The organism is Undibacterium sp. GrIS 1.2 (genome assembly GCF_040544435.1).
Lineage (GTDB): Bacteria > Pseudomonadota > Gammaproteobacteria > Burkholderiales > Burkholderiaceae_D > Undibacterium.
The window spans coordinates 39,653-61,805 of sequence record NZ_JBEONP010000027.1; the positions used below are offsets into that span (position 1 = coordinate 39,653).

The following is a 22,153-nucleotide window of genomic DNA, read 5'->3' on the forward strand; positions in this document are numbered from 1 at the left end:
ACGTCCAATAAAAATGCGCCTCCCAAGCCAAAAACTGCTCGGAAGGCGCATTTTTATTGGACTATCAGTTTATATTTTTACTGAAGTTAAACTTTGCTCTCTCGCTGACTGGATCAATAAAAGTTAGAATTTCTGGGTAGGGTGCGCCATGCGTACCATTTTGTAATTCGACCATTACCCCAAGTAGATTGGTGCGCATGGCGCACCCTACAGGTGTTGCAATTATGATTTTCCGTTTATGTGAGAATCGGAGCACATTAATATATCAACCAGCAGTGTCTGCATCCCCCGGCTCATCCAAACCCAAATCTCCATCCACACCTAACAGGCTCTGGGTAGAATCGGATGGTAATGCTTCTACTGACTTCAATTTTCTGGTCATTTGACGGGTGCGCACTTCTGCCTTGTCAATGTTGTCTGCGGCTCTGACTAAGGCAGCTTTGGTGGAGGCGAGTACGTCGCCAAATTTACCGAACTCGGTCTTGACTGCACCCAATACTTGCCAGACTTCTGATGAGCGTTTTTCTAATACCAAGGTACGGAAGCCCATCTGCAAACTGTTCAGCAATGCCGACAAAGTGGATGGGCCAGAGATGCTGACGCGGTAGGTGCGTTGTAATTCATCTGCCAAACCCGGGCGGCGCATGACTTCGGCATACAGACCTTCGGTCGGCAAAAACAAAATCGCAAAATCGGTGGTTAGTGGCGGCGACAGATATTTCTCTGCAATGGTCTTGGCTTCGCCACGGATTGCGCGTTCTAATTCTTTACCTGCCTGCGCGACGCCCTCTGCATCTGCGCGCTCGGCAGCGTCAATCAAACGCTCATACTGCTCTTTAGGGAACTTGGCATCAATCGGCATCCAGACTGGTGCTCTGCCATCTTCTTTGCCTGGCAATTTCACTGCAAATTCTACCCGCTCTCCAGAGCCTGGCACGGTCTCGACGTTCTTGGCGTATTGCTCTGGTGTGAGCATTTGTTCCAACACCATTTCTAGCTGCACCTCGCCCCAGGTTCCGCGGGTTTTTACATTGGTCAGTACCCGTTTCAGATCGCCGACACCAATGGCTAATTGCTGCATCTCGCCCAGACCTTGATGCACTTTTTCTAAACGGTCTGAGACTTGTTTAAAGGATTCGCCCAAACGCTGCTCCAATGTCGCATGCAGTTTTTCATCGACGGTCTTACGCATCTCTTCTAGCTTGGCCGCGTTGTCATCTTGCAGATGTTTAATTTTTTCTTCCAGAGTCGCCCGCACTTCGGCCATGCGCAAGGCATTGGATTCGGTCAGTGTTGCCAGACTTAGGCTTAAGGTATCGCCAAATCGTTTGAGGCTGATCGCCTGTTCATCGCGCGAGTTTTGACTTTGCTGTATCAGCGCCAGCCGCACCTGTTCCAACTGCTGCGCATTGGATTCCGTCAGCTTAATTAACTGCTGCGAAAACGCATCAATCTGATTATTTTGCAAAGTCGCAACGCTAGTTAACTGCGCTGCCAATGTTTGCTGAAGCTGAGAAAAATTCCCGCCTAATTCTTGTCTGGTCGCTTGTGCAGTGGATTGTACTTGCTCACGCAAAGACCGCTCGGAACGCTCCTGCGCCTGCTGCAATTGAGTTTGCTGCTGTTGTCCCTGTTGCAGTGATTGTTGCAATGCAAGCAATTGAGGGCCGACATCGCTGCCGCGACTACGTAATAAAACGAGCAAGTTAATCACTAACAAAATAGCGAGCGTGATGAGTACCAAAATTTCTATTAAATTCATTTTATAAATTTCTTTTTTGAGGACTATTAGAGATATAAATTTAAAGTTCGGTATCCGTCTTTTTTTTGATGGATGCGCTAATTATCATAAACAACCAATAAAAAAGCATACCAGTCAAAATTATAAAAATTGGCTGCCAACCTTCTTCAAAAGCATAAGGAATATGCATTATTCCTATTAGAAGCAATGCCAACTTAACTAAAAAATATGCGAGTATCGGCGCAATAATTAAAGCTACAAATCCAAAGAAATAATGAATACCTCTGATATTGCGCCTAAAAATTCTACCTATCTGCCAAGAACACACACAACCGAGTAGAGTCAAAAAATAGGGGAGTAAAATTTTCATACCATCGAATTTAATCTGGACGTCATTCCACAATCCAGTAACCAACTTTAAATGATGAAGTCCGCTATGAATCAAGGAATAAAAAAGATTAGTCGGTGACTTTCATGACGAATTAGCCTGGCTTATTCCGCATCCAATCCGCAGTCTGATAAAACGACTGCATCAAATGTTGCTGCAAGTCCTCTGCGATCCCGACATCTTGCATTGCCCATGCCATGCAACGCAACCATTGATCGCGCTCGCTGCTGGCGATGGCATAGGGCAAATGGCGTGCGCGCAGGCGTGGATGTCCGAATTGTTCAATATAAAGATTCGGACCGCTCATCCAGCCGGACAAAAACCAAAACAACTTATCGCGTGAACCATCCATCGGTGTTGGGTGCAAAGCGCGGATACCGGCAAACTCGGGTTCCAGCTCCATCAAATCATAGAAACGATCTACCATCTGACGGAGTTTGTCAGCACCGCCGATCAGCTCGTAAAGCTTGGACGCTTCCTCTTCCGGTTGAGTATCTTGCGTCGCATTGTTTGATTCGTTTGTCATTACTGTAGAATTTTTAAAGGTGAAGAATGATCATTATTAAGTGCTGCGTACACGCGATTTAGCCTTCACGCAAACTCAATAAAGGTGGCTGATTCAGTACATTGCGCAAACCCAGCCAGCCGCCGATCAGCGCGCAAGCTGCGCCAACAAATAATCCTACGATCCAGACTACCGGACTGAATTGCCATTCAAAATTAAAGCTAAAATGTGCCAGTGCCCAGCCAATGGCAGAGGCGCCACTGGCTGCTAATACGCCAGCCAATCCGCCGACCAGCAAAAATTCTATCCACTGTGCTTGCGATAATTGTTTGCGGGTTGCGCCCAAAGCGCGTAGCAAGGCAGCTTCGCGCATGCGCAGGTCCTGCGATCCGGCAAGGGCGGCGTACAACACCAGCACACCTGACGCGAGGGTGAACAGGAATAAAAATTCTACCGCCGTAATCACCTGATCGAGCACGCTTTGTACTTGCTTGAGCATCGCGCCAACATCGACCACCGTCAGATTAGGATAATCCAGCGTGAGCTGATTGACGAAGCGCTGATCGCTTTCCGGCAAATGAAACGCCGTTATCCAGGTTTGCGGTAAATCGACAACCGCTTTGGGATTGATGATCACAAAAAAGTTGACCCGCATTGATCCCCAGTCCAGCTTACGCAAACTGGTAATTGGCGCGGTAATTTTTTGACCTGCAACATCAAAGGTGAGCTTGTCGCCTAACTTTAATCCCAAAGTTTTGGCAATGCCCTCTTCTACCGAGGCCTCTGGCTGGGTATCTTGGTACCATTTGCCAGCGATCAGCGTATTACTTGCTGGCATATCGGTCATCGTCGACAGATTGAATTCTCGGTCGACCAAGCGTTTGGCGCGGTCGTCAGGATAAGTACTGTCCGTGATCGCTTTGTTGTTCACTTCAATTAATCTGCCACGTATCATCGGGTACAACACAGGCTGGGCAACTTGCTTTAAGCGTGTGGCGATGTCGTTCTTTTGATCTGGCTGGATGTTGATCACAAATTGATTAGGCGCGTCGGCCGGGGTAGCGCTTTTCCAGGCGGTGATCAGATCACCCCGAACAACTGTGAGCAGTAAGAGCGCCATCAAGCCCAAGGCAAGCGACACGACCTGAATTACGGTAGCACCAGGACGGCGTTGTAAGGCAGTGACAGCAAAGCGCCAGGCGGTGTTACTGCTCAAGCCACGCAGACGCTTGAGCGAGGCCACGCCCAGCCACGAGACTAAGGCGAATACCAATAAGCCGATCAGGAAACCGCCCGCAGTCAGCAAGCCCAGTTTGACATCGCCTGCTTGCCACAATAACAGTCCGACAAACATGCCCAGTCCCAGCAAATAGGTTACCAAAGTCAGCGCTTGTGGTGCATCTTGCTCGCGACGGATGACGCGGTTATGCGGCACATTGCGCAGTTGCAAAATCGGTGGTAACGCGAACCCGACTAACAACAGCAAACCCGTTGCAATCCCTTGTAACGCCGGTTGCCAAGTGGCGGACGGCAAATCGTTCGAGACTAATTTACCCAGCCACTCCAGCAAGACATAATGCCCTGCAAAACCGACGATGACACCGGCGGCACTGCCAACAATGCCGATCATTAAAAATTCAATCAGGTACATGCCCGTGACCTGATTCTGTGTTTGCCCAAGACAGCGCAGCATTGCACAAGCGTCCAGATGACGTAGCATAAATCGCCGCGCTGCCATTGCCACTGCAACGGCGGCTAACATGGCAGATAACAAACCGACCAAGGATAAAAACTGTTCTGCCCTGTCTAGCGTGGCGCGCATTTCTGGCCGGCCTGATTCCAAAGATTCTAGGCGTACACCTTTGGTCTGATTGCGCTCGATTCCCTCTTGCAGCCATTTTTGGAATTGTGTAATCGCAGCCGCTGGCCCGGCCAGTAATAATCGATAAGTGACACGCGAGCCATTTTGGATCAAGTTGGTCGCGGTGAGATCCGCCATATTCACCATCACGCGTGGCGCAAAGTTCATAAAACCGGCGCCGCGATCTGGCTCATTTGCAATCAGTTGTGTGATGCTGAGAGTTTTATCGCCGAGCTTGAGTTGATCGCCAATCTTCAGCTTCAAGCTGATCAACAGCGCAGGGTCAATCCAGACGGTACCGGCTGGCGGCACAATTTTAGTAATGACTTCTGGACCTTGTTGAGCCTGACTGAGTTTGAGATTGCCTCGCAGAGGGTAGCCAGGTGTAACTGCTTTGAGCGACACCAGCTTGGTGGCGACATTATCGCCCTCACCTGCAATCGCCATGCTAGGGAAGACAACCGTCTCGGCCATCGTCAAGCCGCGTTTTTGTGCCTCACTGCGCCATGCAGGATTGATCGCCTGATCAGCACTGATCAACAAATCTGCACCTAGCAACTGGTGTGCGTCGCGGTTGAGTCCGTTGCGCATACGGTCCACAAAAAAACCGACTGAAGACAAAGACGCCACAGCGATCATCAAAGCAACTAACAGAAAGCGCAGCTCACCAGCCCGCCAGTCACGTAAGGTCATACGAAGCGAAAGACGTAACATCGGCACTTTCCAGTTAAAAACAGCAATATAGAAAAAAATGGGGAGTATCTAAAATAGTTGGTCAATTGTCCAATGATTATATGGACAACTTAGTATAAATAACTCATACACCTACCCAGTATAATTACGCACACACTACCGTCAGATGCGGCTATGCAGACAAGGCATGCTGAAAATCATTCAGCAAATCTTGGGTATCTTCAATCCCCACCGAGACGCGGATCAGCGAATCTGCAATCCCCATGGCGGCACGGCGCTGTGCACCCATCTCAAAGAAGATGGTGTGTGCTACCGGAATCACAAGCGTGCGTGTGTCACCCAGATGGGTTGCAGAAATCGCCAGCTTGAGGCGATTTAAATAATCGAAGCAATCGATCTCTGGCTTCAACTCAAAACTGAACAAAGCACCGTAAGCACGGAATAGTTCACTCGCAATTGCGTGCTGCGGATGCGATGGCAAACCAGGATAATGCACAACGGCGACGCGTGGATCGTTTTCCAGCATCGTTGCCAGTGCCATCGCATTGGCACATGTACGATCTAATCGCAAAGCTATCGTCTCGGCACCGACGGCGATCTGGTGTGCCGCCTCAGGCGACAGGGATGCGCCAAAATCCCGCAAGCCCTTAGCGCGGATTTGGGCCATACCCCATTGCGGCGTTGGGAATTTTTTGAAGTTCTGGACAATATGGGGAAACTGACTCCAGTCGTACTCGCCAGTATCAGTCAAAGCACCACCGAGAACATTACCGTGACCTGCAATTGACTTAGTTAGTGAATTCACGACTAAGCCAGCGCCAACGACTTTGGGGCGGAACAGGTAAGGCGAAGTCATCGTGTTATCCACGATAAACAAAATGCCACGCTCTTTGCACAAAGCGCCGATACGCTTGAGATCTGCAATCTGGGTACGCGGATTAGCAATAGTCTCGACAAAGACAATGCGGGTCGCAGGCGTGATTACGGCAGCGACGTTTTTCACATCAGTCGCATCGACAAAACTGACATCAACACCCTGCGCAGCCACGGTTTGCCACAAACTATTGGTGTTACCGAATAAAAAAGAAGATGAGACGACATGATCACCTTGACGCAATAAAGCCTGAAACACGGCGCCAATCGCCGCCATGCCAGTAGCAAAACAAATACTCGAATGCCCGTCTTCCATCTTGGTCAGTTTGTCTTCCAGCGCAGAGACCGTGGGATTACCTTGACGACCGTAGCGATAACCAGATTGTTTCCCCTGAAATACTGCTGCCAGATCACGTGCATCTTTGTAACCGAACAACACGGATGTATGGATAGGTTTGTGCACAGAGCCGTGCTCAATCTCTTTTTGACGGTCGTTATGCAGAATAGTAGTGGTGAAGCCGTAAGATGCTTTTTCGTTCATGATCAAATGGGTACTGTAGTGAGGGACTGCGTTAAAAAGAAACGTGTAGGGAACGCGGTAAGGAATACTGTAAGTTTAACCGAGATTCTTTGAGGACAGGCTAGTGTGAACACGTTAGCAGACGACCATCATGGCCGATGTCATTGCGACATGACTCTGACTAAGGCGCCAAGTGTTGGGAGTTCACAGACCACATACTCGACAACAACAATCGTGCGCGATCTTTATTGAGCACTAACTCACTTTTTCCCTGAAGCCTTGAATGAGGTGACTGCTTCTGAATATTCCCTGGAAGCTTTCAGGCGATCAAGATAACGAATTTTTCTTTTGCTATTTTTCGCTATCAAATAATCGGACAAATTACCACGCACACCGCAATAGTTTCTGCATGTCGCACTTCCTTGCGGCGTATCCCTATCGGTAATCCGCAATTTATTTGCCAAGGTCGATATTCTCAAGGTGCAGGCTGGTTCTCCTGCGAGTGGTGTTGTCGGGTCATGATAAACAAATTCACCGTTCTCTTCGCCTGCAATACCGTAGATGCCACATGTATGCCCGTTATAAAACTGCAGCTCGGCACGAAAGTAGATGTGCGTCTGGTCATACCGGACAATCTCAACAATATCTTCCGATTCATAAGGCTGGTCTGCCTCGCCAGGCGCTTTGCCGGGAGTGATTGTGCCATTCATAAAATGGTGCTTATACACACCCTCGATTTCACTGATTTGATTGCCGGACACTGGCTCTGCACTCCAGGCGCTTGCGCTGAACATCACTAAGAGGAAAAAGAGTTTCATGTTGTGCGCACTTTAGAAAGATTGGAAACATCGTCATTCTGTCAATCCATTACCACTTACAACTACCATCATCACTCAATTCAACATCTCTACTTTCAGAAAAACTCATCGTCGCTCCGGTACGTTTGTTTTTATAGACAAAATTATTGATCAGAGCGCCCTGGGTTGCGACTTCATACGTTCCGGTAATTTGGTCTCCGACGACTTCTAGCCAGATCGTCGTAAATTCTGCCGGGCGACCTGCGATCAATTCTTCGCTTGATGTCTTTTGGACTACCAGCGTGATCGGTTTTCCATTCTTACCATATTTGACAAAGGCACCGCTCCAGCCAGTTGCATCGTCACCTACCGCGCTGAACTGTAGTTTGATCGCTTTTTTGCTGGCATCGGATGACAGACAGCGTGTTGATAAAGGTGACACCTCTTTGGCGACGGACAAGCCCGGCAAGAATGCCAGCAATAGTAATGGAACTAGAATTTTCATTTTTACTTTCCGTTCTAGCGATTAATGATCTGGCTCGGCTGTTGATTCAATACTGTCACTGTCTAAACGAGTAAAAATTGCTCGATTAATTCTGCCAAAATTTCTGGCTGATCATGATGCAGCATGTGACCAGCGTTTTTTATCATTTCTTTTTGTAGCTTGGGGATATGCTCCAGACGCCGGTCAATCTCTATGCGAGCTTCTGATTTTGGTCCCATCCAATGCCAGACGTTGGTGTCATCCGCCTCAAACCATAATACTGGCGCGGTGATTTTTCCCCAGCAGGCCATCACTTCTTCTACATGATAAAGCAAGGGACTGGTGAGTTTATGAGCCGGGTCGCCGAGGATTTCCCATTGACCTTCGTCATTTTGTTTAGCCCAGTGTTGCGATAAAAATCTAGCGCGTTCGTCGGATAGTCGTGGATTGGTTTTTTGTAAGCGCCCTGCCACTTCTGCCTGGCTTGCATAAGTGCGCAGTACCGGTGTCTGGCGCAACTCATCCAGCCATTTTAAATAGCGACCTGGCGCCTGGCCTGGTGTGGTCACTGGCATGCCAAAGCCCTCCAGATTGACAAATTTTTTAATCCGCTCTGGTCGTACACCGGCAAAAATACCAGCGACATTTGCCCCCATGCTATGTCCAATTAAATTGACAGCCTCGTCTGGGGAATAATGCTGCAAAATCGCATCCAAATCGCCCATGTAGTCCGGGAACCAGTAACAATCAGCATTTGGCGTATCGGTTAAACCAAAGCCACGCCAATCGGGGGCGATGACGTGCCAATCTTGTTTCAGGCAGTCCACCACAAATTGAAAAGAGGCAGACACATCCATCCAGCCATGCAGCATGAAGATTTTAGGAGCGGATTCATCGCCCCAATGGCGCACATGATATTGCAGTCCACGGATGGCGATAAATTCGGAGCGGGAAGATTTGATCATGGGATTAAAATTTTGGGTGAACACATATCATCGCATTTCTCATCGACAATCATGCAAATTTTGGATTAGGATTGGTCTATAAGTCGATAGATAATAGCACGATCGTTCTATAAAAAACCGGAGACAGAATGACTAAGCAAAAAGCAATTCCAAAGATCGCGAAAATCGGAAATGTAGATCATTATCAAGAGTTATATCAGCGTTTTCGCTGGGATGTACCGGGTGATTTCAATATGGCGCAAGTATGTTGCCAGCGCTGGAGTAAAGATAGCGAGCGTATCGCTATCCATTATGAAGATGCCGAAGGCAACATGGCAACCTTAACTTATACCGGATTACAGCAGCAAGCAAATCAACTGTCTAATTTATTGCGTGAACAAGGTGTTAAACAGGGTGACGTCGTCGCCTACATTTTGCCGCAACGTCCAGAGACTGCCATCACGGTGATGGCATGTCTGCAAATGGGTGCGATTGCAATGCCTTTATCGTTTTTATTTGGTCCCGAAGCCCTGGAATACCGCCTACAGAACAGCGAGGCGGTTGCGCTGGTGGTAGATCAAAGCGGGATAGAAGCATATTGGCAAATCCGCGGTAGTTGTCCTGCGCTGACCACACTCATCACATTGAAGTGCGGCGCTGAAGATTGTCTGCGTTGGGAGAATACAATCCCGGCCATGTCAGATCAGTTTGATCCCGTCAAAACAGCCGCAAGCGACGCCGCCATTTTGATCTATACCAGCGGCACGACTGGTGCGCCTAAAGGCGCGCTCATCCCCCACTCTGCGATCATCGGTAACCTGACAGGTTTTGTAGCCTCGCAAAATTGGTTTCCTCAGCCCAATGATGTGTTCTGGTCGCCAGCAGATTGGGCCTGGACTGGTGGCTTGATGGATGCGCTGCTGCCCTGCTTGTATTTTGGTCAACCTATCGTCGGCTACCAAGGACGCTTTACTGCTGAGACAGCGTTTTATTTATTGGAAAAATATCAGGTCACGAACACTTTCCTGTTCCCGACTGCGCTAAAAATGATGATGAAGGCTTGCCCAGAACCGCAACTGCAATACAAGCTCAAGCTGAGGGCAATTATGAGTGCAGGCGAAGCAGTTGGTGATGCCGTCTTCAACTGGTGTCAACAATCACTGGGTGTCATTCCGAATGAAATGTTTGGCCAGACAGAAATGAACTACATCGTCGGCAATAGCCACCAGCAATGGCCCGCCAAACCCGGCAGTATGGGACGCGCTTATCCTGGTCATCGCGTTGCGATTATTGATGACGACGGTAATGAAGCTGCGATTAACCAAGTCGGCGAAGTCGCCATGCACCGCTACGATATTCATGGCGATCCTGATCCGGTATTTTTTATCGGCTATTGGAAAAACCCGGAAGCAACCAACAATAAATTCACCGGCGACTGGTGCAGAACAGGTGACTTAGCCTTGCGCGACGAAGACGGCTATCTTTGGTACCAAGGACGGGCAGATGATATGTTTAAAGCTGCGGGCTACCGCATTGGACCATCCGAAATCGAAAACTGTCTGGTCAAACATCCGGCAGTCGCCAATACCGCCGTCATCCCCAAACCCGATAAAGAACGCGGCAACATTGTCAAAGCATACGTCGTATTAAGCGCCGGTTTTATCGGCAGTGCAGAACTCATCTCAGAACTGCAAGCGCATGTGCGAGGCAAACTGGCACCTTATGAATATCCGAAAGAAATCGAATTTATAGCGGCACTGCCGATGACGACCACTGGCAAAGTGCAGCGGCGTGTGCTGCGTTTGTTGGAGGAGGAACGAGCTAGGAAGTAACTGTTTTTAGTCCAGTGACAAGTGCAAAAGCAGCAGATTTATACATGGCATTGCACTTGGACTTTCAACCTGAGATGCTAGAGACAGCAGCCGCCATGAGTTACTTTTCATCAGTGATTTTTTCGCAGTCACCAACCCGTTTCATCAAAAACTCAGTTTTCATCCCGTCTGGCCCTAATGAACCGATAGGTGAGTTATCGCGGATGACTGAAGACGACTGAATTTCGGTTTCAGTCATCGTTACTTTCGTTTTTGTTTCAGATTCTCTTCCGTCTGACTCTTTGCAAATCATGCGCCAAGTGAGGACGTTAAGGCGCTGCTTTTCCTCCGACACTACGCAACTACTAACATCTTCCTCCGTTTTTGCTTTGGAGCCTGCCGGACTGAAAGGTAATTGTTTTAGGTCGGTCTCAGACATGAACCGAACGCCCATGGGCTGTATCCAAGGAGCATATATCTTCTTATCGTGCATATACATATAGGCAGTGAAAGTAGTGTCCCAGTTGCCAGAGCGAGGAATTGACTGCCCATAAACTTGCGGTGTCAGCATGAAACAGAGCGAGATAATTGTGATGGTTTTTGGTATCAGGTGTGTCATGTTTAACTTGCGTGAAGTTGGGGTAAACGAATAAAAAATAGAAAGCGCGCGTCTTTGTCAAAATTCCAAGTATTTGGCATAAATTACGATACACGTTAGCGTAACATCGCTTTATTTACCGAAAGTTCGATCAATTGTAGAGCTAGCTGTTTAAAGCGTGCTGTTCAACAAAGGCATTGAATTGCTGCCATTGCGCTGGGCTTTCAAATGCTTTCTTTGGAATTAGATGAGCGCCCAAGGGAGAAATATAAAGTGCAACTAGCGATCTTGTTTGCAATATGCGTTGAACAGCCGACCAATTGTACTCAGCACGCGAATTGCTAGTCTCCTCGATTAAGCCTGTATCACTGATGATTATTGTACGCGGTGCGAGAGAAGCCCGATGCACCTTAGAGAAAAACTGGAATAATTGTGGAGCGGAACCGAGTACGAGAAACGTGATAAATACAATAGCGAACATAATTGAGAAATATATAACGGAGCAGCTCAAGCATGACCAACTGGAACTAGTCCACGCTTCCGTAACTGAAGCAAACCAAGCATAAGACCAGAAGACAAAAAGCACGTAATACCAAGGTGATCGAGCCGCATGAGTCCATTGAAATACAAGCATTTCAGGGATGGTATTCGAATAGTGAAGACGATATTCCATAGTGACTACAACTTCATTAGAGTGATAAAATTTTTATCTAGGTTATGTACAAGTCTAACCAGATGTATTAGTTCTTCTAGAACCGCGGTCGGTCATGCTTCTTTGCCATATGCCGCATATTAAGATAATACTAAATAATCAAAAAAAACAGACTACTTTTAAGTGTACTTTCTCAATGGAGCTAAACCGCCCCCAAGCTATTCAATCAGGTTAAATGTTGATTGTTTGATTACCGATTCTTTAACTATCCGATTTCGTGTCTGTCATTTTAGTCTCAGCAGGCAAAGCATCTAAATCATGGATGATTAATTTTGCGGCCTGATCAATCAATACATCGATTGCTTTACCATACGTGGTATTTAAAAATGCACCGCTGCCAAACGCTTTATCACGACCGATAATGACGTCTTGCTGCGCGATATTACTCAGTGTGTGATGACTTAATAAGACACCTGTTGTGGTGTCATATAAATCAATATCCAAATCGATAAAGCGTCTTTTATTTTCGATCAAACCCAAATATTTTTTGTCGGTGATTACGCTATCGTCGCGGACTTCTCCTGAGATGACAAATTGGCTGTCATATTGCGTGCCCAATTGCCGCAATAATTTTACTGAGGGAACACCAACCTCGGTGTTAAAAGAAAGTAAGCCTGGCGAAATTTTAGTGACATATTTTCTGGATAAAGCGAGTCTGCTAATCAGCTCGCGTGGAAAACCATGTGCGATATCATCAACGTCCTCTAGCTTGGCTGATTTACTCACCACAAACGCAGTCGCCAGAACTTTTTTCTTTACGATAGGATCGGGAACAGGCGCCTCCATCGCTGGCGCTGACATTGATGGGACGGTTTCTGCAGGAGTCAGATTTTGTATAGTTTTGCTTGTGCTTTTTTCTGTGCTAGTTTGTGCGCTTACATCATTGAAGAACATGCAGAAAATCACGAGCGCCAACAACAGCATGAAGTAAGGTGCGAAGCAAAATCGGATCAGATTATTTTTCATCATGTCGCTCAAAAAACGAAGTTGAAAATCAAATACATGCGAACTTTGACCTACATCTAAAAACCAACTTTAGCTTTGCAGCACCAAAAGTTCTTCTTCACTAAAGCCAGCAGCTCTTCTTGCATCCAGATTAAAAGGTCCCCGCATTTGTGGCGCTTTGTATTGCAACGCTAATTGTGCGTAGGTCGCTACCGGCTCCAGATCACGCATCTCACAAAGATAGCCAAACCATCGATTTCCGATCATCACATGACCGATCTCATCGCGCAAGATAATGTCAAGAATCTCTGCCGCAGCAATATCTTTGGCCTGCGCCAGTTTGGCTCGCACGGCAGGCGTCGCATCCAGGCCACGCGCCTCCATCGTGCGTGGGACCAAGGCCATTCTTGCGAGCACATCTTCTTGTGTTTTTTCTGCCAGTTCCCACAAGCTATGATGTGCTGGAAAATCACCATATTGATATCCCAAGCTAACCAGATGATCGGCCAGCGTGCCAAAATGATAGGCTTCCTCTTGCGCGACCAGCAACCAATCCGCGTAATAATCCACAGGCATATCAGCAAAGCGCCAGATCGCATCCAAAGCAAGATTGATCGCATTAAACTCGATGTGCGCCAGCGCATGGATCAGCACTGCACGTCCTTCTACTGTGTTCATTGCGCGCCGCTTAACTTCCAGCGGTGGAACCAGCACAGGCTTAGCTGGCCGACCAGGAATTAATTGATTAGCGTGCAAGACTGCGGCGGTATCTAGCGCTACATCTCCTCGTTGCCATGCAGCGCGCAGTCTGGCAGTACCTTCTGCTTTGGCCTTGGTATCAGGTTCTGCCAGCAAAGCTAACGCCGCTCTGCGCAAATCTGAAAATGAACCCGCTCCCTCTAAAGTGGCCTTATTAGCAAAATCAGCAATATCAGCAGGTTTAGCAACTAGATTTGCAGTCGCATTTGTATTAGGGAACGATGGGTTCATAAGATGAGCGTTAAAATAGCGATAATAAATCATAGGACTTACGCAAAATTGTCCCAGCAAGGTGCAGCGACGACGACAGCCTTCAGTGCGGCTAGCCGCTGCAACACCGTTGGGGCGATTTTGCGTAAATCCTAAATCAGTCACCCTATTTTACGGAAAAATCATGACCATATACCAGTTAGGCGACATTGCACCTGAAATTGATCCCAGCGCTTACATTACTGACAGCGCCAATATCATCGGAAAAGTAAAGATCGAAGCAGGCGCCAGCATTTGGTTTGACGTCACCATCCGAGGTGACAATGAGCTGATTACCGTCAGTGAAAACAGCAACGTGCAAGAAGGATGTATTTTGCACACCGATCCTGGCCATCCTCTGACGATAGGCAAAAATGTGACGATTGGGCATCAAGCCATGCTGCATGGTTGCACAATCGGTGAAGGTTCCTTAATTGGAATTCAGGCAGTCATTTTGAACGGTGCAAAAATTGGTAAAAATTGTCTGGTCGGCGCTGGCGCCCTGATCACTGAGGGAAAAGAATTTCCGGACAACTCTTTGATTATCGGCTCGCCAGCTAAAGCGGTACGCACTTTAAATGAAGAAGATATTTTGCGGATGCACGGCAATACGTTGAATTATGTCCGCCGCGCCCAAGCTTATAAAACTCAATTGAAGAAGATCGGTTGACTAGCAACCATTTTCCGATTCAAGAGCAGATTAAAAACGTCGTCAAAGTAAAGAAACTTATGCAAGATACCCTACAAAAATTTATGTTCGAACACGCTGGCGTGCGCGGTGAATTAGTTGAAATCTCTAACGCCTGGCAACAAATCCAGGCGCGTCACGAATACCCCGCCGCCGTCAAAACCATACTTGGTGAGCTAACCGCAGCCTCTGCTTTGTTGTGTGCCAATCTCAAGTTTAACGGCACCATGATCATGCAAATTTATGGTGATGGTCCCGTCAAATTATTGGTGGTGGAATGCGATGCAGAATTGCGCATCCGTGCTACCGCCAAGTTATCACCAAACGCGGTGATTACCGATAATGCCAGTTTGACGGAACTGGTACATGCTAATGGGCAAGGCCGCTTTGTCATCACGCTAGACCCTAATGACAAACTACCCGGTCAACAGGCATATCAGGGGATCGTGCCGATTGATGGCGATAGCATTGCTGGCATCATAGAAAATTACATGATGCGTTCTGAACAGTTAGATACCAAACTTTGGCTGGCGGCGGACGACAAGATTGCCAGAGGCATGTTGCTGCAAAAACTACCCAAACATGGCGGCATAGAAGCCAAAGTGGAAGATGAAACAGAAGCCTGGAATCGCGCTATCTCCTTAGGTGGCACACTCAAGCAAGATGAATTGCTGACGACCGATATCGAAACTTTATTGCATCGATTATTTTGGGAAGAAACCATCCGGGTTTTTGATCCGCAACATCCACAATTCCACTGCAACTGCACCCGTGAAAAAGTCGGCAATATGCTGCGCATGCTGGGCGAGCCTGAGATTAATACCGCCATTGCAGAGTTGGGACGACTCGATATCAATTGCGATTTTTGCGGTAAGCACTACGGCTTTGATCAGGTCGATTGCGCACAATTATTTGTGGCGAACACCTTAGCTGAAGCGACTAGCGTAGCGAACGACAGCAAGCATTAATTATTTAATCCGAAACAATTTTTCATCAAAATATCAGGTGAATTTAACCTAGACTTAATATACTCCCCCTATTTTTACCAAAAACATGTCGATTGACCAAAGAATACCTGGACGATTAAAAGTACTAGTGGGGAGTAATTAAAATCAATGACAAATCAGGGATATAGAATTTATCGGCGGATTCGCCTAAAAAGCGTGAGTAGAATGTAACTGGAATACCGTTGAAATTAGCGGCAAGCTAATGATTTATAGATGGTGCCGTTTTTTCTTTTGGCGGTTTTGGATCGTTGAGGTTCGATGTTTGCGCAGATGACGCTGCGTTTAAGATTTGTACGAAGATCTCGTCTTTTTTAATCATGCCCAGTTCAAAGCGCGCATGTTCTTCTACTGCGCCTGTCCCTGTTTTTAAATCTTGTACTTCTGAGTCGAGCTTGCTGTTCCGCTCTTTCAACTCATCATTATGCTTTTTAGCTTGGATAACTTGTTTATCTAACTCCCATACACGCAACCAGCCGCCTTTACCCAACCAGAGCGGGTATTGTATGAGCAGCAGCAACGCTGTGAGTGATAACGCGATCAGACGCATCAGTATTTAGAAATATAGATTAAAAAAACGAACATTGAATTAAACCGAGATTAGTAAAAAGGGGAACGCCGTTCCCCTTTTTTGCATCTTCTTGCAGCTTATTTCAGATTATAAAAAGCATCACGACCAGGGTAGCTGGCGATATCGCCTAAATCCTCTTCAATGCGCAGCAATTGATTGTACTTTGCCATACGATCTGAACGAGACATCGAGCCAGTTTTAATCTGCAAGGCGTTCATACCAACAGCGATATCAGCAATAGTGCTGTCTTCTGTTTCGCCAGAACGATGCGAAATAACAGCGGTATAACCAGCACGTTTTGCCATTTCAATCGCAGCAAACGTCTCGGTCAAAGTACCGATTTGATTGATCTTGATCAGGATAGAATTGGCGATTCCTTTTTGAATGCCTTCTTTCAAAATCTTGGTGTTGGTGACAAATAAATCATCGCCAACGATTTGTACTTTTTTGCCCAGGCGTTCAGTCAGAATCTTCCAACCGTGCCAATCGCCCTCTGCCATACCGTCTTCAATCGAGATGATAGGATATTTATCAACCCAGGTAGCGAGTAAATTAGTGAAATCAGTTGATGACAACGTCAGACCTTCGCCTTCAAGATGATATTTACCATCTTTGTAGAACTCACTTGCGGCACAATCCAGACCCAACGCGATTTGCGTACCTGGCTCGTAGCCAGCCGCCTCAATCGCTTGGATAATCATCTTGATTGCTTCTTCGTGGTTATCGACGGAAGGTGCAAAACCACCTTCGTCGCCCACAGCCGTGGTCAAACCTTTGTCGTGCAAGATTTTTTTCAGTGCATGAAAAACTTCAGCACCGTAACGCACCGCTTCGCGGAAGGATGGCGCGCCAATTGGAATAATCATGAATTCCTGGATGTCCAGGTTGTTGTCGGCATGCGCACCGCCATTGATGACGTTCATCATTGGGACGGGCAACTGCATTGCGCCAGAACCGCCGAAGTAACGATACAGCGGCAGGCCCGCTTCTTCTGCAGCTGCTTTGGCAACCGCCATTGAAACTGCCAACATGGCATTTGCACCTAAACGCGCTTTGTTTTCTGTGCCATCCAGATCAATCAGAGTACGGTCAAGGAAGGCTTGTTCGTTCGCATCCAGACCCATGATCGCTTCGGCGATTTCGGTATTGATATGTTCGCAGGCTTTTAAAACGCCTTTGCCGAGGTAACGAGATTTATCGCCATCACGCAGCTCTATCGCTTCACGAGAACCCGTCGATGCGCCGGACGGTACAGACGCACGCCCCATGACGCCGGATTCCAGCAATACGTCACACTCGACTGTTGGATTGCCGCGTGAATCAATAATTTCACGACCGATAATATCAACGATAGCACTCATTCATTTCTCCTAAACATGCAATATAGTGAACAAACTATTTAAATCGGACTTACGCAAAACCGCCCTAGCTGCGTTGTAGCTCCTAGCTGGGATAATTTTGCATAAGTCCTGTTAAAAAATATTTGCCAATACGCTAGTAAGCGTCTGGACTAAGCAAAACTAGACTCAAGGAATCCATTCTTTTTAACGACGCGATCTAACTCGATCAATGTAGACAGCAATTCTTTCATACGACCTAGCGGTACCGCATTTGGGCCATCTGACATTGCTTTGGACGGATCTGGATGAGTTTCCATAAACAAACCAGAAATACCCACCGCCACCGCAGAACGCGCTAGTACTGGCACAAATTCACGCTGACCACCTGAGGTCGTACCCTGACCACCTGGCAATTGTACAGAATGCGTCGCATCAAATACCACCGGACAATTGGTCTCACGCATGATTGCTAGGGAGCGCATATCAGACACAAGATTGTTGTAGCCGAATGAGACACCGCGCTCGCACGCCATAAAATTATCCTCAAGCAGACCGGCAGATTTTGCTGCGGCACGTGCCTTGGCGATGACATTGACCATGTCATGTGGCGCAAGGAACTGCCCTTTTTTAATATTGACTGGCTTACCAGAACGGCCACAAGCCTCAATAAAATCAGTCTGACGACATAAAAAAGCAGGCGTCTGCAATACATCAACTACCGCAGCAACTGCCGCTATCTCATCAATCGCATGGATGTCTGTCAGCACCGGGACCTGCAATTGTTTTTTAACGTCAGCCAAAATCTCTAAACCTTTTTCCATCCCCAAACCACGGAAACTAGAACCTGACGAGCGATTAGCTTTATCAAAAGACGACTTATAAATGAAAGGGATACCTAAAGCTGTCGTCATCTCTTTCAGAGCGCCTGCTGTGTCAAGCGCCATTTGGTGCGACTCGATAACACAAGGGCCTGCGATTAAGAAAAAGGGCTGATCCAGACCAACATCAAATCCACAGAGCTTCATAATTATTGTCCGTTCGCTTTTTGGTTTGCCAATTTGTGCGCAATAGCAGCTTTAGCAAAGGAGATAAATAGCGGATGTCCTTCACGCGGCGTCGATTTAAACTCAGGGTGATATTGCACACCAAGATACCAAGGATGTGAGTTTGGGCCTGTACGTGGCAACTCCATGATCTCGCACAAATCTTCGGTTGGCGTACGCGCAGAAACGATCAGTCCAGCTTGCTCAACACGTGCCAGGTAATGATTATTGGCTTCATAACGATGACGGTGACGCTCAGTCACGACATTGCCATAAATCTCTGATGCCAAAGTATTTGGTTTGACCGCACAAGTCTGTGCGCCCAGGCGCATGGTGCCGCCCAGATCAGAGTTTTCATCACGGGTTTCTACCTTGCCGTCATGATTTTGCCATTCATTAATTAATGCGACGACTGGCTGTTCTGTCTGCTGATCAAACTCGGTTGAGTTTGCCAATGTCAAACCAGCTTTGTTACGTGCGTATTCAATTAGAGCGACTTGCATACCAAGGCAAATACCGAGGTAAGGGATTTTGTTTTCACGTGCATAACGGGCAGCAATAATTTTGCCTTCTACACCGCGCTTGCCGAAACCACCCGGAACCAAAATCGCGTCGTACTTTTCTAATGCGCCAGTACCTTTTGCTTCGATTTCTTCTGAATCAACGTACTCGATATTCACACGGCTTTCGGTATGAATACCCGCATGGCGCAAAGCTTCGGTCAAGGATTTATACGATTCGGTCAGGTCGACATATTTACCGACCATACCGATGGTGACTTCTTCTTTTGGGTTTTCTAATGCATAAATCAGTTTGTCCCACATTTCCAGATTGGCTGGCTTTGGTGACAAAGCGAGTTTTTCACAAACGATACGATCCAGACCCTGGTCATGCAGCATTTGTGGAATCTTATAAATCGTGTCCGCATCCCAGACAGAGATGACGCCCTCTTCCGGCACGTTAGAAAACAAGGATATTTTTGCGCGCTCGTCATCCGGGATAGGACGATCGGCACGGCACAATAAAGCATCTGGAGAGATGCCGATTTCACGCAGTTTTTGTACGCTGTGCTGAGTTGGCTTGGTTTTTAATTCACCGGCAGAGGCCAGATAAGGCACCAAAGTCAAATGCACGAACGCTGCAGCATGGCGGCCAGCACGCAAACTTAATTGACGTGCAGCTTCGAGGAAAGGTAAAGATTCAATATCACCAACCGTGCCACCGATTTCGACCAGTGCTACGTCAAAACCATTTGCTCCGCGATGAATGTAATCTTGGATTTCGTTAGTGATGTGCGGGATAACCTGAACAGTTTTGCCCAGATATTCGCCACGACGTTCTTTGCGGATCACGGATTCATAAATCTGCCCGGTGGTGAAGTTATTCACCTTTTTCATTTTGGCAGTGATGAAACGCTCATAGTGTCCCAAATCGAGATCAGTCTCGGCACCGTCATCGGTGACGAAAACTTCACCGTGCTGAAAAGGGCTCATGGTGCCTGGATCCACATTGATGTAGGGATCAAGCTTGAGCATGGTAACTTTGAGGCCGCGAGATTCAAGAATCGCAGCAAGAGAGGCGGCAGCAATGCCTTTGCCTAGGGAGGACACGACGCCCCCGGTAACGAATACAAACTTAGTCATTGCAGAAGGTGCCAGACGGCACGAGCGGGAAATTCGAATTATACCCCAAACAGCGCCGCTCTCCAACGAGTCATGAAAAAATCATGACTCAATTATTCAGGAATTACATCGCATAAAAGAATTGCAAGCGAGCAAAGCTCTGCGCACCGACGCTATTAGAAAGCTCTCTAATTTCATTGCTGCGCCGCAGCACAGATGCACTTATGACATAAGCCGGAGTGCGCCAGAAATAACCCAACTCAAGCTCCCCAACCGATCGCTTTGGCGTAATACCCGTATTTTGTTCATCACGTTGATGATTAAAATAACCGCCTTGAAGCGTGGCGTTATAAGCGACTTCCTTGGCCTCTGCTCTTAAAAATGCATATTGTGCAGGCTGTTGCGGCAAGGCATTAAGCGCACCAACACGCAAAGTCATATCGGCACCTGCATCAGTAAAGATGTTCCCAAATCGAGCCTTGATTCTGGGACTAATATCCAGAATTGATGAAGCTGTCCAGCGTAGTGGTGTCCATTCGCCAGACAGAACAAAGCCAGGTTCATTCGACACTTGAGTACTCCAGGCTTGCGGCAATGGCTGCTTAATAATTCTATGTAAATTGTTTTGCGTCCAGGCACCGCCCGCGCAAGGTCCCAGACAACCAAGCTCTAATCCTACTTTACTGAGCTGGCCTTCTGTATTTGCTGCCTCACGATAAATTCCACCAAACAACCAGCCAGCATATGGGTGATCGTTTTTCGGGATTTGCGCGGGTGTCAACTTGATGTCAGACGCCGTATATAAATCTTGTCCGACTTGCCATGTGTAGCTAACTTCTTGATTTACCGTCTTCAGAAAAAAAGTCCGCGATAAATGATTACCGCTAGTATAAAAACGATCTTTATCGGTCAGTAACAGGCTATCGTTATCAATTGTTATTTGCAAAAATGAGCTTCCTTTTGCATGTACATCTTGCCATTCACTCCACGACAAATCACTTGCCTGAGTTTGAACAGAGCTAAGTGTGGTTAATACAAACAAAGATAGGCACAGATTATTTTTGCTTAAAATTGACATGATATTAAATTAGCTAAAAAAGATAAAAAAACTAAGGCCTCTGAGCCAAGCTTGATTCTGTAGTCTATTGACTAAGATCTACGCACTACCAATCAGAGACAAAATCATCGCATGGGTCGCTGCCGCTGTTTGTGCTGGTGACTCCATAGGGATTAAATGTCCGCCAGCGATTTGCACAAAATGTTGTCCGACCATTTTTTTAGTCGCATCCAAACCCGCTTGTTTGCATTCCACTGACTCTGTACCACCAACAAAACCGACAGGCACATCCAAACCTGTGCGAGCCAGATAACCAAGGCCATGCGGCAAAGTGGAATAAATGGCCGTCTCTACCTCACGCGTAAAACGCAAAGTGACACCATCACCATGCTGATTCGGTGTGATGCCCGCATTAATGTAATCACGCAGCACCTCTGGCGGCCAGATGGCGAACATTTCTTTGCTGGCAAAATGTTGATATGCCTCCTCAGCATCTTTCCACTGATTTCTACGTTTTTCTGAAAAACGAGAAGGCGAGAATTTTTTATCTATACCTAAAGCTTTAAACCAATGCAACAACATCGCACGCCAACCAGCCACCAATGGCGAGTCTAATAACACTACACAACGGACTAAATCCGGTCGCGCTTTTGCGGCCATCGTCGCTAACATTCCACCCAAAGAATGCCCCACCAAAATAACCGGCTCTTGATAACTAGCTTGCAGCGTATCAACTAATTCTTGCACTAAATACGGCCAACTATCCGTCACAGGATAAGCAGGATTGTGTCCATGTAAAGGTAAAGCCCGTACATCGTAATGCTGACGTAAATGCTCAAAAAAAACGCGATAGGTCCCGGCTGGAAAACTATTAGCATGAGCAAAATGAAGCGCAGGCTTAGTTAGTTCCCTCAATTCTGTAGATTCTGTTGGCATAAGATAAGTGGT

The 22,153-nt window shown here is 47.1% G+C and carries 22 protein-coding genes; 3 read left to right on the forward strand and 19 right to left on the reverse strand.

Features of this window, described 5'->3' with window-relative positions; genetic code table 11:
- Positions 1-64 precede the first annotated feature (64 nt).
- The 9 genes from AAKU61_RS13015 to AAKU61_RS13055 form a co-directional block, all read right to left on the reverse strand.
- Complete coding sequence (locus AAKU61_RS13015; protein WP_354332838.1) at positions 65-199, reverse strand: hypothetical protein; 135 nt, start codon at positions 197-199, stop codon at positions 65-67.
- Positions 200-265: 66 nt separating this feature from the next.
- Positions 266-1,762 (reverse strand): DNA recombination protein RmuC, encoded by a 1,497-nt coding sequence (locus tag AAKU61_RS13020; protein WP_354332840.1) that lies wholly within the window; start codon positions 1,760-1,762, stop codon positions 266-268.
- Positions 1,763-1,802: 40 nt separating this feature from the next.
- Positions 1,803-2,111 (reverse strand): hypothetical protein, encoded by a 309-nt coding sequence (locus tag AAKU61_RS13025; protein WP_354332842.1) that lies wholly within the window; start codon positions 2,109-2,111, stop codon positions 1,803-1,805.
- Positions 2,112-2,223: 112 nt separating this feature from the next.
- Positions 2,224-2,655 carry a group II truncated hemoglobin gene (locus tag AAKU61_RS13030; protein ID WP_354332844.1) on the reverse strand — a complete coding sequence of 144 codons (432 nt, stop codon included), beginning with the start codon at positions 2,653-2,655 and terminating at the stop codon, positions 2,224-2,226.
- Positions 2,656-2,713: 58 nt separating this feature from the next.
- Complete coding sequence (locus tag AAKU61_RS13035; protein WP_354332845.1) at positions 2,714-5,209, reverse strand: ABC transporter permease; 2,496 nt, start codon at positions 5,207-5,209, stop codon at positions 2,714-2,716.
- Positions 5,210-5,360: 151 nt separating this feature from the next.
- The gene (locus AAKU61_RS13040; RefSeq protein WP_354332847.1) at positions 5,361-6,602 is read right to left on the reverse strand and encodes a cystathionine gamma-synthase family protein; all 1,242 of its coding nucleotides are present in this window, start codon (positions 6,600-6,602) and stop codon (positions 5,361-5,363) included.
- 239 nt (positions 6,603-6,841) lie between these two features.
- On the reverse strand, positions 6,842-7,399 hold the full coding sequence (locus AAKU61_RS13045; RefSeq protein WP_354332849.1) for a hypothetical protein: 558 nt from the start codon (positions 7,397-7,399) through the stop codon (positions 6,842-6,844).
- Positions 7,400-7,448: 49 nt separating this feature from the next.
- Positions 7,449-7,883 carry a hypothetical protein gene (locus tag AAKU61_RS13050; protein WP_354332851.1) on the reverse strand — a complete coding sequence of 145 codons (435 nt, stop codon included), beginning with the start codon at positions 7,881-7,883 and terminating at the stop codon, positions 7,449-7,451.
- A gap of 62 nt (positions 7,884-7,945) precedes the next feature.
- Positions 7,946-8,827, reverse strand: coding sequence for an alpha/beta fold hydrolase (locus tag AAKU61_RS13055; RefSeq protein WP_354332853.1), 882 nt, complete (start codon positions 8,825-8,827; stop codon positions 7,946-7,948).
- A 128-nt stretch (positions 8,828-8,955) separates the two neighbouring features.
- Between AAKU61_RS13055 and AAKU61_RS13060 the strand changes: the two genes are divergently transcribed.
- Positions 8,956-10,638 carry an acetate--CoA ligase gene (locus AAKU61_RS13060; protein ID WP_354332854.1) on the forward strand — a complete coding sequence of 561 codons (1,683 nt, stop codon included), beginning with the start codon at positions 8,956-8,958 and terminating at the stop codon, positions 10,636-10,638.
- A gap of 100 nt (positions 10,639-10,738) precedes the next feature.
- Here AAKU61_RS13060 and AAKU61_RS13065 read toward each other — a convergent pair whose 3' ends face one another.
- From AAKU61_RS13065 to AAKU61_RS13080, 4 genes are all read right to left on the reverse strand, one after another.
- Positions 10,739-11,236, reverse strand: coding sequence for a DUF3617 domain-containing protein (locus AAKU61_RS13065; protein WP_354332856.1), 498 nt, complete (start codon positions 11,234-11,236; stop codon positions 10,739-10,741).
- Positions 11,237-11,378: 142 nt separating this feature from the next.
- Complete coding sequence (locus AAKU61_RS13070) at positions 11,379-11,888, reverse strand: YcxB family protein (protein WP_354332858.1); 510 nt, start codon at positions 11,886-11,888, stop codon at positions 11,379-11,381.
- A gap of 240 nt (positions 11,889-12,128) precedes the next feature.
- Positions 12,129-12,893, reverse strand: a complete 765-nt coding sequence (locus tag AAKU61_RS13075; protein WP_354332860.1) for a flagella assembly protein FlgT middle domain-containing protein — start codon at positions 12,891-12,893, stop codon at positions 12,129-12,131.
- A gap of 69 nt (positions 12,894-12,962) precedes the next feature.
- Positions 12,963-13,862, reverse strand: coding sequence for a ferritin-like domain-containing protein (locus tag AAKU61_RS13080; RefSeq protein ID WP_354332862.1), 900 nt, complete (start codon positions 13,860-13,862; stop codon positions 12,963-12,965).
- A gap of 163 nt (positions 13,863-14,025) precedes the next feature.
- Between AAKU61_RS13080 and AAKU61_RS13085 the strand changes: the two genes are divergently transcribed.
- On the forward strand, positions 14,026-14,550 hold the full coding sequence (locus tag AAKU61_RS13085; protein ID WP_354332863.1) for a gamma carbonic anhydrase family protein: 525 nt from the start codon (positions 14,026-14,028) through the stop codon (positions 14,548-14,550).
- 59 nt (positions 14,551-14,609) lie between these two features.
- Positions 14,610-15,536, forward strand: a complete 927-nt coding sequence (gene hslO, locus AAKU61_RS13090) for an Hsp33 family molecular chaperone HslO (RefSeq protein ID WP_354332865.1) — start codon at positions 14,610-14,612, stop codon at positions 15,534-15,536.
- Between the two features lie 238 nt (positions 15,537-15,774).
- On the opposite strand, the gene ftsB is transcribed toward hslO, so the two are convergent.
- From ftsB to AAKU61_RS13120, 6 genes are all read right to left on the reverse strand, one after another.
- Positions 15,775-16,122 (reverse strand): cell division protein FtsB, encoded by a 348-nt coding sequence (gene ftsB / locus AAKU61_RS13095; protein ID WP_354332867.1) that lies wholly within the window; start codon positions 16,120-16,122, stop codon positions 15,775-15,777.
- Positions 16,123-16,220: 98 nt separating this feature from the next.
- Positions 16,221-17,504, reverse strand: coding sequence for a phosphopyruvate hydratase (gene eno / locus AAKU61_RS13100; RefSeq protein ID WP_354332869.1), 1,284 nt, complete (start codon positions 17,502-17,504; stop codon positions 16,221-16,223).
- Between the two features lie 149 nt (positions 17,505-17,653).
- Positions 17,654-18,508: a 3-deoxy-8-phosphooctulonate synthase gene (gene kdsA / locus AAKU61_RS13105; RefSeq protein ID WP_354332871.1), complete on the reverse strand. Its 855-nt coding sequence runs from the start codon at positions 18,506-18,508 to the stop codon at positions 17,654-17,656.
- 2 nt (positions 18,509-18,510) lie between these two features.
- A complete protein-coding gene (gene pyrG / locus AAKU61_RS13110; RefSeq protein WP_322118173.1) occupies positions 18,511-20,169 on the reverse strand; it encodes a CTP synthase in 1,659 nt (552 codons plus the stop codon).
- A gap of 103 nt (positions 20,170-20,272) precedes the next feature.
- Positions 20,273-21,226: a lipid A deacylase LpxR family protein gene (locus AAKU61_RS13115; RefSeq protein WP_354332873.1), complete on the reverse strand. Its 954-nt coding sequence runs from the start codon at positions 21,224-21,226 to the stop codon at positions 20,273-20,275.
- A 78-nt stretch (positions 21,227-21,304) separates the two neighbouring features.
- Entirely contained in the window at positions 21,305-22,141 is an 837-nt protein-coding gene (locus tag AAKU61_RS13120; protein WP_354332875.1) for an alpha/beta fold hydrolase, read from the reverse strand.
- Positions 22,142-22,153: the final 12 nt, after the last annotated feature.